9 protein-coding genes are annotated in these 14,435 nt (G+C 43.1%); 6 read left to right on the forward strand and 3 right to left on the reverse strand.

All coding sequences use genetic code 11. The features are described 5' to 3' along the window. Positions 1–39: 39 nt before the first annotated feature. The 3 genes from B5Y40_RS08245 to B5Y40_RS30005 all read right to left on the reverse strand — a co-directional run bounded on the left by B5Y40_RS08245 (position 40) and on the right by B5Y40_RS30005 (position 5,350). The gene (locus tag B5Y40_RS08245) at positions 40–2,715 is read right to left on the reverse strand and encodes a T9SS type A sorting domain-containing protein (protein WP_079686209.1); all 2,676 of its coding nucleotides are present in this window, start codon (positions 2,713–2,715) and stop codon (positions 40–42) included. Between the two features lie 158 nt (positions 2,716–2,873). Continuing rightward, the gene (locus B5Y40_RS08250) at positions 2,874–4,955 is read right to left on the reverse strand and encodes a putative Ig domain-containing protein (RefSeq protein WP_079686210.1); all 2,082 of its coding nucleotides are present in this window, start codon (positions 4,953–4,955) and stop codon (positions 2,874–2,876) included. 269 nt (positions 4,956–5,224) lie between these two features. Continuing rightward, on the reverse strand, positions 5,225–5,350 hold the full coding sequence (locus B5Y40_RS30005; protein WP_262497171.1) for a hypothetical protein: 126 nt from the start codon (positions 5,348–5,350) through the stop codon (positions 5,225–5,227). A gap of 165 nt (positions 5,351–5,515) precedes the next feature. Here B5Y40_RS30005 and ispG point away from each other — a divergent pair, with 165 nt between their 5' ends. The 6 genes from ispG (at position 5,516) to B5Y40_RS08280 (ending at position 14,274) form a co-directional block, all read left to right on the forward strand. Then, the gene (gene ispG / locus B5Y40_RS08255; protein WP_079686211.1) at positions 5,516–7,480 is read left to right on the forward strand and encodes a (E)-4-hydroxy-3-methylbut-2-enyl-diphosphate synthase; all 1,965 of its coding nucleotides are present in this window, start codon (positions 5,516–5,518) and stop codon (positions 7,478–7,480) included. A 25-nt stretch (positions 7,481–7,505) separates the two neighbouring features. Further along, positions 7,506–7,745: a DUF6728 family protein gene (locus B5Y40_RS08260; RefSeq protein WP_245840495.1), complete on the forward strand. Its 240-nt coding sequence runs from the start codon at positions 7,506–7,508 to the stop codon at positions 7,743–7,745. Continuing rightward, a complete protein-coding gene (locus B5Y40_RS08265; protein WP_079686212.1) occupies positions 7,746–8,099 on the forward strand; it encodes an MmcQ/YjbR family DNA-binding protein in 354 nt (117 codons plus the stop codon). A gap of 88 nt (positions 8,100–8,187) precedes the next feature. Continuing rightward, positions 8,188–10,287 carry an OmpA family protein gene (locus B5Y40_RS08270; protein WP_079686213.1) on the forward strand — a complete coding sequence of 700 codons (2,100 nt, stop codon included), beginning with the start codon at positions 8,188–8,190 and terminating at the stop codon, positions 10,285–10,287. 33 nt (positions 10,288–10,320) lie between these two features. Beyond that, complete coding sequence (locus B5Y40_RS08275; RefSeq protein ID WP_079686214.1) at positions 10,321–10,917, forward strand: hypothetical protein; 597 nt, start codon at positions 10,321–10,323, stop codon at positions 10,915–10,917. Between the two features lie 288 nt (positions 10,918–11,205). Continuing rightward, on the forward strand, positions 11,206–14,274 hold the full coding sequence (locus B5Y40_RS08280; RefSeq protein ID WP_143785655.1) for a T9SS type A sorting domain-containing protein: 3,069 nt from the start codon (positions 11,206–11,208) through the stop codon (positions 14,272–14,274). The last annotated feature ends 161 nt before the right edge of the window (positions 14,275–14,435 follow it).

The raw sequence follows: 14,435 nt of genomic DNA on the forward strand, positions 1-14,435 counted from the left end.
TATATATTTCTGCAACAGCTTTTTTATGTATAAAGAAATCTACTGTTTTATAAGCTTATAGTATCGAGAGCCTTTTGGCGTGCGAACATGAACCACAAACATTCCTGATTTGAAATTGGAGGCATCACATTTTGTTGTCAGGTCAGGCTCCAGCGTATGTAATTTCTGATATACAGGTCTTCCATTCATATCCACTATATCCAGTTGAACCTCGTGGTTATCAGGCAGTATAAATTCATCGTCTTGTGAAAGATCGAGGGTGAATTGTTGCTGTACCGGATTCGGATATACTACATACTCACGCGCTATCGTTGTACCTTCCGGAAATGCCATGCGAGCGGATGAAGATAGGTTGGAAGTATAGGAACCACATGTGATGGCATCCACATCAAAGCCATTGGATGTTTCGTTGAATGCAAGACTTGTTGTTGGCAGACATGTAATCGGAGTTAGTATTTTTGCATGACGATCTGTTTTATCTACAATCTTAATATAGCGGCACCAGGTAATTTTTCCGGCAAGATCGAACGCCTTGTCCAACGGATCGTTGCATTGCTGCGAAGATCCGGTCAACCCAAGCGAGGTCCATTGTGTACCATTCTGCGAAACAAAAACTTCTGCACGTTCCGGGTGACTCGAAAATGAAGGATCACCATATGAAGTTTCATGTACGACCAGATCATTGCCAGGCTGATCATACAGGTTGCTGCTCAGTTCCAATACGAGGAACCCGTTGTATCCAAGCGAGAAGAATTTAGATGGATCAGTAGTCATATCGTTGGCGTCGGGTTCACCAAGCGCCTGTCGTGCATCACTGAACTGTGGCGGAACCGGTTGTCCATTCTTCTGTAAACCCTGGTGATAAGACACTACACTTGCTGCGATCACACATGCCGGTGGATTGCATAGTTCAGAAGATGCACCGCGTATCAGCGTCTTCGTTCCGGTAATACCATCCTGCCAACTGATCTTGATCGTATTCGGATTCATAACATTGGGAGTCGAAAATGTAGTATAGCCCGGAGGCATTAATTCCTTTCCATGATACTCAGGTGCATAGAGCAATTCCCAATCTATAAATATACTGGTGACATCGTGCGGATTATAGACAACCCAGTTTCGTACTTCTATACTATCGGCACAGAGCGGCGTTATGACCAGCGGAAAAGGAGCGAGGCCACCTAACAAACGTATAGAATATACCTGATCGATTGCTGTACAATTTCCTACAGAAGCACGAATGGTAAAGGTGAAATCTCCTTGTGTACGTGGTATACCTTTCAGTACAGCTTCTGTTTGTGCTGTGTCTCGTATGGTAAGGCCGTACGGCAATGCGCCATCCACTATGGAGTAACGAACTTCCGTCACCGGAACATCGAATGCTGCAACCAGGCGTTGTTCGTAATATATATATTCTATGGGATATGGTAATTCACTTGCCGTGGGTGTAATCGCTGTGCCCACCGGACATGGAAGCACTTCTACTGTATACGTTTGTTGTGCTCCTTCGCAGTTGCCTAAATACGCCCGGAGTGTAAAGGTATATATACCGAGCGTAGTAGGTGTACCGGTTAAATAAGCATCGTACAATCCATCTGAACTTGCCACTAATGAAAGCCCCGGAGGAAGTGCTCCGGCCGATACCTCAAAATTCATAGACACTCCGGCATAGGAGAGCAGAGGCCCTTGAAATCCTTCGTGTATATAGGCACCTACATTTAATGTAGGAGGAAGTGCAGTAGGATCGAAGCCGCTGTTAAGGCATGTCCAGTTTGAGGTAATGGTAAGTGTATCACTGCATCCCTGGGCTGTGGTTCCAAGAATGACAAAACTGAAAGAGCCCGGCTCAGTCATGGTGCCATGCAAGTCTGCACAGCCAGATCCGTCCGCATTCAAAGCATAACCGGCTGGTAAACTTAGTGGGGTAAATTGAACCGGGTCTGCGTTGGTTACATTACAGATCTCATAATATTCAGGTATACCTACTATACCATAAGTGTTCTCTGCATGTACAACTTCAAGGGTTAAAGTACTACACCGGTCTGTGCCCTCTATTGTAACTGTATACTGCTGCTCGCCTCCGGGGCAATTGATTCCACGATATGCCCGCACGGTAAATGTATATATACCCGGAGTGGTAGGCTGGCCGGTTAAGTAAGCATCATACATTCCATCTGAACTTGGTACGATTGAAAGTCCGGGAGGAAGTGTTCCTGCTGTTACTTCAAAATCCAGGGCTACTCCGAAAGAGGAGAGTAAAGGTCCAAGGAATCCTTCATGAACATCATCGCCTATGTTAAACGGAGGAAATTCAGCAGTATCGAAGCCACTGTTAATACATGTCCATGTAGAGGTAAAGATAAGTGTGTCAGTGCAACCTTGAGCCGTGCTGGCAGCTATAACAAAGCTGAAAGTGCCAGATTCCATCATGGTTCCATATATATCTGCACAGCCTGACGAACTTGTATTCAATGTATAGCCGGGAGGCAAACTGATCGCGGTGAAGTCTACATCATCTCCGTTCGCGATGTTACAGATATTATAATATTCCGGTATACCAACAGTACCATAGGTGTTTTCCGAATACACAACGTCAATGGCAAAATCACTGCAATTGGGATCATCCGGATCTTCAGGATCAGGCGGTTGCGCGAATGCAGCTATGCATAGCAAATAGCAAAGCCCGAAGGTTAACAACGTGAATATATTTTTCATTTTACAGTTTGGTTAAAAGTTTAATCATTTGTGCAGGAGTTTAAAGAGTTTTAGGCTTATCAAGTAATACGAGCTTTAATAGTTGAGGTATATATTATTTAGGATATTGAAGCATTGTCAGGCCTCACCCTGACAATGCTTTGATACATCAATGCTTATTACCGTTTAATGAATTTAAAGAATCCTGAAGTATTATTTTCAGAGCGTAGATTTAGTATATACATGCCAGGATGCAATCCCGAAAGTTCACACTGTGTCGCGCGGTTGGTATCCAGAGTGTGGACCTTTTTATATACCGGGTTACCACTTATGTCGCGGATGTTTATTTCAACACGACCATCGGCAGGTATAGCGATTGTTTCTTTCGAGAGATCGATGGTTAATACATCCTGTGCCGGATTCGGAGACAGAATATAGGCTTCGTTATTTATAGAGGCCTCTTCTTCAAACGCTCCGCGTCTTGCAAAGGTTGCTCCTTGTGCACAGGTTACAGCGTCAAGGTCGAAACCATCGGAGTTTCCATCAAAAGCCAATGCAGATGTAGGAGCACACGTTACGGCATCACGAACTTTAGCATGCCGGTCGGTTTTATCGACAACCTTAATATACCGGCACCAGTTGATTTTTCCGGCAAGGTCAAAAGAATGATCCAGAGTGCCCTGACACGTAGCAGGACTTGTCAATCCCAGAGATACCCAACTTGAACCATCTTTTGATACAAAGACTTCAGCTCGTTCCGGATATACTGCAAAAGTTGGATTGCCTTCTGAATATTCATATACCGTGAGATCATTCCCCGGTTCGTCAGTTACTATACTACTTAATTGCAGTACAACAAATCCGTTATAGCCTAGTGTTAAATATTTCCCTAATGCATCAGGAGCATCGTTGGCATCCGGTTCTCCTAATGTAGTGGTTGGTTCATTTTCGAAGAAGTATATACTACCGCCATCTTTCTGCAGACCAAAAGTATGCTGAATAACATTCGAAGCGTAAACACACGCAGGCGGGTTGCACAGTTCTGTAGAAGCCGCCCGAACAATACTCTTGACAGAGCTTACACCATCATACCAGGATATTCTAATTGTATTGGGATTTGAAATACTGGGAGTCTCAAAATACGTGTTCCCTGGAGCAGCAGTAATGGCATCAACGCCTGTTATCCATGCACTGTAGTTGAAATATACCAGGTTCCATTTTACTGCAACGGGGAAGCTGTTGGGATTATAGATTCGCCAGTTACGGACTTCGTTACTCTCATTGCAGACCGGATAAATGATGGGAGATTTTACAGGTTCGTCATTGGCAACCATTAACGTATATACTTGATTGCCTGTAATGCAACTGTCGCCCAATATAGCATACATTCTGAATTTATAGGTACCGGGTGCGCTTGGTATACCCGATAAGGTAGCGGAAGTACTATCTGCGTTACGCTGCAATGAAAGCCCAGGAATAGAACTATCAATTTCATACCGTACAGAGGCTACGGTATATAATAATGATATGCCAAAGCTTTGGCTATAGGCTTGCCCTTTGATAGCATAACGAAGCATAGTGTTCGAGGGGTAGATGGAATCTGGCGCTAAACAGCGAAAGTCTTGCACGTAATCAACGGTATCGTGACAGCCATCCGCTGTAGTGGCAGCAATAACAAAATGAAGAAGACCATCCTCTTGTGCTGCTCCAGTAACTTTCAGGCATTCATCTCCAGACTGGTAGTCATTGACAGAATAGCCTTTCGGTAAGCTGATAACAGAATAGTAAATGGAATCCCAGGGATATTGATTAGAAGAACATGCGCTGGCTTCTCCAACTTCTCCAACAAATCCAAATCCCAGTTCGCCACCAAAAGTTATCTCGAATTTATCGCAAGGTAAATTCCACACAACTTCTGTGGTATATTCTTGTTCAAATACAGGGCAACCAGGCGCTGAAGATACCGCCAGTGTGAAAGTATAGCTGCCAGCTATATTCGGTGTTCCGGAAAGAACTTTTCCGTTAAATGACATACCCGGAGGAATACTTCCATCGGTGACTTCAAATATAGCATTCGGATGCGGCAAGCCACCGGCCCTGGCTTCAAACGAAACATACCCGTATTGGCCAACGACCAGGTCAGCGGTAATAACAGCCGGAGAAATTTCATCCAGTGTAACACAGGAGTTCTGTGCATACAAGGAAACGCATAACAGATAGCATAGGCCAAAGGCCAAACTTGTAAATAAATGTTTTTTCATACGAGGGGGGGTGATTGTATATAATTATTGAAACGATATGCTGCTAGAGTCCTCGCAGCAGTTACTTACAGGACATACGTATAGCCTGAAGCCCAAAGACCTTTAACGGTTTTTTTTCATAATAAGAGGTTTGAATTGTAATGCTAACAACCAGAATTGCTGGCGAGGGAGCCAGTGGAAAATGGATATCAATCAACGTAAGCTATATATCATATTGCTAACAGGTTGATTAAAGCCGGGAGCAACTAAGACCATAGGATCGGGAGTACTTATTGAAGTCCCGATCGATTAGATGATTTTACTTTAATAAGGATCATCCCCGAATTTCGCGGTGGGGAAACCGTTAACCAGTCAGGCAGCCTGAAGGCCAATAACGTACGTAAAATGTTTTTCATAGAGGGGGAATTTTTAAGTAATCGAACATACCTAAAAACGGAGCCATTGACAATTGGGTACGCTATTTTTTCAAACCTTTTAAACAATTTTCCTTTTTGCGTGTTAAGCTGTGTTCAAGTCGGGTGTAAACCGTTAATTTTGCAAGCAAATTAATCTCAATTTTTGTGGATCAGCCAATAGCTTCATTAAAGCAATACTGTAACAGCATAGTACAGTACAGTCGGAGGAAAACAGTAGAGGTAAAGATCGGTGATGTACCTATGGGAGGTAACAATCCTATCCGCATTCAGTCTATGACTACGATTGATACAATGGATACAAAGGGTTCTGTTGAGCAAACGATTCGTATGGTGGATGCAGGTTGTGAGTATGTGCGCATTACAGCGCCCAGTATGAAGGAAGCGCAGAACCTGGAAGCGATTAAAAAAGAACTTCGTGCACGTGGCTATACAGTTCCCCTGATAGCAGATATACATTTCACTCCCAACGCAGCTGAACTGGCGGCACGGATTGTTGAAAAGGTTCGGATCAATCCTGGTAATTATGCCGACAAAAAACGGTTCGAAACTATTGAGTATACCGAAGCTACCTACCAGGCCGAACTTCATCGCATCCGTGATAAATTTTTACCACTGATCAAGATTTGCAAAGAATACGGTACGGCTATGCGCATTGGTACCAACCACGGTTCGCTGAGTGATCGTATCATGAGCCGCTATGGCGATAGCCCGGTAGGGATGGTAGAATCGGCACTTGAATTCCTTCGCATTTGTGAAGATGAAAATTTCTTCAACATCACCTTGTCTATGAAATCCAGTAACCCGCAGGTGATGGTGCAGGCATATAGGTTGCTGTCGCAAAAACTGGATGAAGAAGGTTTGAAATCATACCCGCTGCACTTGGGTGTAACCGAAGCTGGCGAAGGCGAAGATGGTCGTGTTAAATCATCGGTAGGTATAGGTACTTTGCTGGAAGATGGATTAGGCGATACGATTCGTGTATCGCTCACAGAAGAACCGGAAGCAGAAGTTCCAGTAGCCTATACGTTGGCGAAGCGCTATGATGATCGCGCAGGGCATGATCCTATTCCGTTCGTGAGTCATTACCCGATAACGCCATTCGAGTATAATCGCAGAGTAACGCGTCAGGTTATAAATATAGGAGGTGGCGAACATTTGGTGCCGCGGGTAGTCGCAGATTTTTCCGCAAAGGAAAAGATAACAGCCGCATCGTTATTTGCCTTGGGATATCAGTACTCGGTACCCCTGGACAAATGGAATATTACGGACATGGCGTGTGACTATATATTTCTGGGAGATCGCACGATTGACTTTGAGATACCCGGTACGTTGGGGTTAATTTTTAATTACAAAACATGGCTCACGCAAAAAGATAGGGACAGAGCCTATCCGTTCGTGCGTGCTGCACACTATATGGAAGGTATAGTGCTGTCGGATAAGGTAAATTTTATTTATGCCTTGTTGAAGGATGTTAGCGATGAGTTGATTGCCAAATTGAAGGAAGATAAGACCGCAGTGTTGTTTATAGACAGCTATAACAAACATGGTATGGCCGAGCAACGGAGGTTGTTTGTTGAATTGATCAACCAGCAGTGTGATGTACCGGTGATTATTGGCAGAGCATATGCTGACCTGAGTAGCGAACAACTCCAGCTTTATGCGTCAACGGATCTGGGTGGCTTGCTGGTAGATGGTCTGGGAGATGGTGTATTTATAGCGGCTGAGAATTGTGGCTCCGATAAAATGGTAAACGAAACCGCTTTTAATATTCTTCAGGCGACTCGTACCCGTATTTCAAAAACAGAGTATATATCATGCCCTTCCTGTGGACGTACATTGTTTGATCTTCAAGAGACAACGGCGAAGATACGTGTAAGAACAAGTCACCTGAAAGGAATAAAGATCGGGATCATGGGGTGCATTGTAAACGGCCCGGGTGAAATGGCTGATGCCGACTATGGCTATGTAGGTTCCGGCCCCGGGAGAATAACATTATATAAGGGAAAGGAAGTAGTGCGTAAAAATGTACCGACTGCACAAGCGGTGGATGAGTTGATAAATCTGATCCGTGAGCATGGCGACTGGATTGAACTTGAAGTGATAAGCTGATGTTAACGAATAAAGTATAATCGAAATGGAAGATATAAAAAACAGTGCAACTCCTGCTAACCAGGAGAACCCGAAAAAGGGTGGATGGAAAGAATTCTTTAGCCTGGGAGAAGTAGGAAATTATTTTTTTCGTAAGAAAGATCCTGCCCGTCCAAGCAATATAAACATCCGGATGATGCATGGCGTGAATAAAATCTCCATTGCTATATTTCTGGTAGGAGTGCTATACCTTATTTTCAAACTGGTAATTAAACCGCGTTTATAGGTGAACATAGAAAGTTACCGGGCTTACTGTATTGCCAAGAAAGGTGTTACCGAGGAATTTCCTTTTGGTGAACAAATATTGGTATATAAAGTGATGGGCAAAGTATTTGCCCTTACCAATGTTGAAGAGTTTGGAAGTATAAATCTGAAAGTAGATCCGGAGAAAGGAGTGGAGTTGCGTGAACAATATGCTTCCGTTCAGCCTGGGTATCACATGAATAAAAAACATTGGATTACCGTTCTCATCGATGGTTCCATCCCCGATAAATTACTGAAACAATGGATTGATGATTCGTATCAATTGGTTGTTTCCGGTCTGCCGAAAAAACAACAAGCAGCGCTTCAAACATTATAATGCATAACACCACTTACTATATAGTTGATTCGTATCCTGTGAGCCTATATATAGTACTGTGATTATAAATTTAATCCATACAACTTCTATGCTATCCCGATTCCTCTCAACCCTCATCGGTATTTTCATCATAACATCAGCGTTTACCCAGCCAGAACTCGTGCGGGAAAACTTTAATGACAATGCCAACATGTGGGCGTTGGAGAACAGCGATGCAAAGGAAATTGGAATCGCTAACGGCAATCTTTTAATAAAAAATAAGAGCGGTGAAAGTGTATTCGTCAGTCATGATTACCCGGTTGATCCTGAAAAGGATTTTTACATTGAGACGAGTATAAAGAAAACGACTGGTGAGAATGTTACGTATGGATTATATTTTGCAGATACACGGAAGACGAAGAATAACCGGTGGTACTATTACCTTGTCTCTCCCGATGGCCGATTGATCTTCTGTGAGAATAGTACAGAGAAGACGGACTATCTATATTATGAGGATACATCTCCGGTAGCTACACCGTCCTCAGCAGGTAATACGCTGGCAGTCGAGAAAAAAGGCGCTGTCACCAACTTCTATTTTAACAATCAGAAAATGTTTACGCTTCCCAATGTACGATTCTGGGGAAGCTTCATTGGGTATGCCTTGTATGATAAAGGAAGTATTACCGTTGACTATTTACAAGTGAAACAGAATTTTAAATTGAACCTTGTGGCCAACAGCGGTGCGAGTTATACCAAGGAGAATCTTGGGCCTGCTGTGAATACAAAGGATAACGATATTATGCCTATCATCAGCGCTGATGGCAAGACGTTATATTACGCGGTCGAGAATGATCCTGCTAATATAGGAGTGATATCCAATTCGGATGTTTGGTATACTACGCGTAAAGCCGATGGCACGTGGACAGCCCGAAAGAATATAGGCATTCCTTTGAATACAAAAGAAGCGGACTTCGTTGTAAATGCTATGCCGGATAATAACTCCCTGTTAATTAACGGTGACTATATACATGAAAGCGGAAAGCTGAATAAATACGAAGGTCTTTCCATGACGCATCGAACCCGAACCGGATGGAGTGTTCCTGAGAAATTGAAGATTGATAATGACTATAATTACTCTGCGGAAGTTTCATTCGCACTTTCTCCGGATAAAAGAGTTTTGATTTCTTCTATAGAACGCGATGTTACCTATGGAAGTACAGATTTATATGTTTCGTTTCTACAGCCGGATGGTAGCTGGTCGGCTCCGGAGAATATGGGCTCTGTCTTGAATACATACGGTAAAGATATAACGCCCATGATCGCATCCGATGGAAGGACGCTATATTATTCAACGAACGGTAAGCCAGGCTATGGCAGTAACGATATATATGTTACCAGACGACTGGATGATTCATGGAAGAACTGGTCAGAGCCTCTGAATATGGGGCCATCGATTAATACCATTAACTGGGATGCATATTATAGCGTACCTGCCTCAGGCGATATAGCGTATATTGTTTCGAATGATAAAAGCCTCGGCGGAGCGGATATATATAGCATGCGCATCGTAAAAGAAGCGCAGCCGGATCCGGTTGTGATTGTGCAGGGAAAGGTTTTTAATAAAGCTACGAATCAGCCTATAGGAGCAACGATTGTTTACCATGATCTCAGTAACGGCAAAGACATGGGAAAGGCTCAGTCGAATCCACAGGATGGAAGCTATAAAATTGTATTGCCTTATAGTAAAGCGTATGGTTTTCTGGCGGAGAAAGAACAATTTCTTTCCGAGAGTAACAACCTTGACCTCAGCGAAGTAAAGGCATACCAGGAAGTTCAACAGGATCTATACCTTACACCACTTGAAATAGGAAAGACCATTACTCTCAACAACGTTTTCTTCGTTCGCAGTAAACCAGACCTGCTACCCGAAAGTTATCCCGAGATTGAACGTCTTATAAAAGTATTGAACGATAATCCAACCATTCGTATAGAACTATCGGGGCATACTGATAATGTCGGCAGTGCGGCATTGAATAAAGAATTGTCTGAGAAACGAGTAGCCTCTATAAAAAACTACCTGGTACACAATGGTATAGCAGAAAGCCGGATTTCTGGAAAAGGCTATGGCGGATCGAAACCGATCGCCAGTAACAACACAGAAGAAACGAAGAAATTAAACAGACGTGTGGAGTTTACGATTGTAAAATAAGAGTCAGTAAGACAACCCATACGATATATACTGGTGATAAAGCATGTTTCTATATTTGTATTTATAGCTATTGCTATAGCGTTGTTAGTCAGCTTTATCAGTTATTGGGTCAATACACAACCCGTTGGTATTATTAGTCGAAAAATTGATATAAGTAAGTATCACGAAGAACTTCCTTCGAGGAATAGACAAGTTATAGAGTTTGTGGAGGCGAACGGAGTTAATCTTGCACCGGATTATCAGCAGGTGAAGTGCACTGATTTTGTTGTACGGGTTATTGAAAGATTTGTGCCATTGAGCAAAGGGGAACGTAACCAGATCAACATCGTAACGAATGACGATCTCAATACTTTAATAGAGAATGAATCTGCCATTATAAAAGGTGTTCAAACTTCGTTGATACAAGGACGTAAAGGAATTGAAATTATAGGCCTCGAAGATGTTCGTCCTGGTGACTTTGTTCAGTTCTGGAATGAATACCTTGGTACTCCTTATGGGCATTGCGGGGTAATTTTTGATGTTGAACCATACCACAGCATATCTTTATACTCATCACATCCTTTGACCCATGGATATGGGAAACAAAAGTATATGTGGCCCGATAAAGTTTATTTTGTGAGGCTGAAGTAATCACGGCCTGAATTTCAAATCGTAGGTATATAAGTAGTCAAGACTAACATCACGATATATATCCAGCGTCATTTTTTTTATAAACGTCAATGGTGTTATTCGTCATGAAAATGATTTAGGCCCCCATTTTTACACAATTAATACCCATTCAGGAACATATCATACCGTATCTGTTAACTTTTGATACCCGCTTTCGGGTGCTTTTCTAATAATTTTATGCAAACGATTTAGTGATAAAATCAAACGATTGAAGTCGCTAAATAATCTTAAAACTAAACCGTAAAGCGTATGAAAAATAATTCTACAACAGAACCCAGCCGGCTCAGGATTTTTCCTCAGGGAATGCGATGTTTTAAAGTAATTATGTTTTGCTTGTTGTTATCGGGCGTTTCAACAACAATTCTGAGAGGTCAGTCAACGTACAATTGGGGCAATGTTGCTATTGGCGGTGGGGGTTTTGTTTCAGCATTGGTTACGAGTAGAAATGAACAGAACCTGATGTATGCAAGAACTGATGTTGGTGGAGCTTACCGCTGGGATGCATCCGGCAACAAATGGGTACCGTTACTTGACTGGGTATCTGAAAGTGAAATCGGATATCTTGGAACGGAATCTCTTGCTATTGATCCGCAGGCTCCTAACAAACTTTATATACTAGCGGGCATCTCTTATTTTAATAATGGCAAAACTGCTATACTTCGCTCTTCTGACTATGGTAAAACATTTTCGGTTGTTGACGTCACCGCTCAATTCAAAGCTCATGGAAATGGCATGGGTCGGCAAACCGGTGAAAAACTTATGGTTGATCCTAATAATGGAAATATACTCTTTTGTGGTACTCGCTGGAACGGGCTTTTCAAAAGTACCAATGCTGGTCTGAACTGGAGTCGCGTAAGTGCGCTGGATGTTACCACAACTCCTAGTGAAAACGGAATCAGCTTTGTTGTACTCGATAAAAGCAGCAGCACAACCGGCACAGCAACGAAGACTATATTTGTAGGTGTATCACGTTCCGGAACAAATTTATATAGGAGTAATGATGGTGGAGCAACATTTACAGCTATTGCGGGAGCCCCAACAACGTATATGCCACATCGTGCTGTACTTGCTGCCGATGGTAATCTATATATCACGTATGGAAACGGCGCGGGCCCGCATGGTCATTGGTCATTGCCAGAACCAATGGACAACGGGGAGATCTGGAAGTATAATACTAAAACAGGCACATGGACGAATATTACTCCCTCTGGTATAAGTAAGGCTTTCGGTGGTATATCTGTTGATCCGAATAACTCCAACAGGATAGTGGCTACCACGATCAATGCATATTTTCTTCAAGACAATGCGTATGGTGACAGAATATTCCTGAGCACCAATGGCGGAACAAGCTGGACCGATGTGGTTGCAAGAGGCATGGACGTTGATCCCAATGGAATTAACTGGGTGAATGGTCATGCTATACATTGGGCAGGATCAATAGAATTTGATCCGTTTAATACAAAAAAAGTATGGGTTACATCCGGAAACGGAGTATTTTCAACGGATGATATTGATGCAACGTTGAACGTATGGAAGTTTCGCGTTCAAGGATTAGAAGAAACCGTGCCGCTGGACTTGGTAAGTATACCAAACAACGGACCTTTAGTGTCAGTCATTGGTGATTATGACGGATTCAGACATACCAATATAACACAATACACATCTAAACATGCACCAAGCACTGGTACAACAACCGGTCTGGCGTATGCCGCACAAAGTACGAATGTATTGCTTCGTGTAGGGAATAATATGTATTACTCTACCGACACAGGAGTTTCATGGACTGAGTGTACTAAAAACGGAAATAAAGGATACGTAGCAATCTCTGCTAATGGGAATACATTTTTGCATTGTCCTGAAACTTCCAGCACAACCTATAGATCTGTAAACCGCGGAAGTTCCTGGTCTGCAGTATCAGGCTTGAGTGTCAGCGAAGCAAGACCGATAGCTGACCCTTTAAACTCCAATAAGTTCTATGTATATAATTCAGGCAGTGGATCCGTTATGATCAGTACCGATGGCGGTATATCTTTTACAACAACAGGTTCACCGGGAAGTGGAGGATCCAAGGTGATGCGTGCAACTCCTGGCAAAGAAGGGCATTTGTGGGTAGCGCTGTATGGCGGTGGATTATCGCGCTCCACCAACTCTGGTCAAACCTTTTCAAAAATATCGGCTGTTACACACTGCAGTTCGATTGGGTTTGGAAAAGAGGCGGCCGGTAAAACGTACCCTACACTATATATATGGGGTACGGTTGGTGGTGTACTCGGTATACATCGTTCCATTGATGAAGGTGCTACGTGGACACGTGTCAATGATGATGCACATGAATATGGTGGTCCTGGAAATGGTAATTTTGTAATCGGCGATATGAATGTTTATGGACGGGTATACATGAGCACTGCAGGTCGTGGTATAGTATATGGAGACCCTGCAAGTTGTACATCAACCACTATCGTTTCCTATATACAATTGAATGGAGGAAGCTGGCAACAAACTGATGCTGCAACAATCGCAGCAGGAGGTACGGTAAAACTGGGCCCTCAACCGACTACTGGTGGTTCATGGAGTTGGACAGGTCCGAACGGTTTTACCGCAACAACACGTGAAATAACATTGTCGAATATACAGACTTCCCAAGGCGGTACGTATACAGCAAAGTATACCAACAGCAGCGGATGCATAAGTACAAAAGTGATAACTATTACTGTGAGTGGAAACACGGCCATCGTGGTGCGTGCAAGAGGTGTAGTGGGAACCGAAACAATTGACCTTCGTGTCAATAATACAACAGTAGCCACGTGGACACTGACGACTGCTTATCAGAATTATACCGCTTCCGGAAATGGAACTGTTACAGTACATTTTACGAATGACAGCGGCTCTCGCGATGTTCAGGTTGATTATGCAACCATTGGTGGAGTAATCTACCAGGCAGAAAATCAAGCAACCAATACTGGTGTGTGGGCTAATAGTACCTGTGGAGGGGCAAGCAGCGAGTGGCTCAACTGCAATGGTTATATTAGTTTCAGTACAAGCAGCAGTGCGCGTATAGCAGCATCTGAGGTTTCTTCTGTGGAGCAGAGTTTTACAGCATCTCCTAATCCGGTGCAGGAGAATGTGACAATCAGGTTCCAGGCGGAGATGAAAGGCAGCAATATATCTTTCACAGATGTAGCCGGAAAAATACACCTGAACGATCAGGTGCGTGAGACAGAGCAAACATTTGATCTGACCGGATTTCCTTCCGGATTGTATATTGTTCAGGTTGCAGGGCCATCGAAGCGATCAACTATTAAAATATTAAAAAAATAGCCAAACACTTTTTGTTGTTTGCGTGAGGCCTCCCTGGAGCCAGTTTTGGCAGGGGGGCTTCTTTATTTATAGTCCCTTGCCTTATTTTAAATTTGCCTACGTTTTTGTCCCTCATATTTCAGTACTAAATCACCGGACAGCCGTACTTTAACTTCACAAAT

Origin of the sequence: Ohtaekwangia koreensis, from assembly GCF_900167975.1 — a bacterium.
Classification (GTDB): Bacteria; Bacteroidota; Bacteroidia; order Cytophagales; family Cyclobacteriaceae; genus Ohtaekwangia; species Ohtaekwangia koreensis.

Excerpts from the sequence above, each read along its gene's own strand:
- B5Y40_RS08245 (WP_079686209.1), bottom strand. The coding sequence starts at position 2,715 with ATGAAAAATATATTCACGTTGTTAACCTTCGGGCTTTGCTATTTGCTA.
- B5Y40_RS08250 (WP_079686210.1), bottom strand. The coding sequence starts at position 4,955 with ATGAAAAAACATTTATTTACAAGTTTGGCCTTTGGCCTATGCTATCTG.
- B5Y40_RS30005 (WP_262497171.1), bottom strand. The coding sequence starts at position 5,350 with ATGAAAAACATTTTACGTACGTTATTGGCCTTCAGGCTGCCTGACTGG.
- B5Y40_RS08260 (WP_245840495.1), top strand. The coding sequence starts at position 7,506 with ATGGAAGATATAAAAAACAGTGCAACTCCTGCTAACCAGGAGAACCCG.
- B5Y40_RS08270 (WP_079686213.1), top strand. The coding sequence starts at position 8,188 with ATGCTATCCCGATTCCTCTCAACCCTCATCGGTATTTTCATCATAACA.
- B5Y40_RS08280 (WP_143785655.1), top strand. The coding sequence starts at position 11,206 with ATGAAAAATAATTCTACAACAGAACCCAGCCGGCTCAGGATTTTTCCT.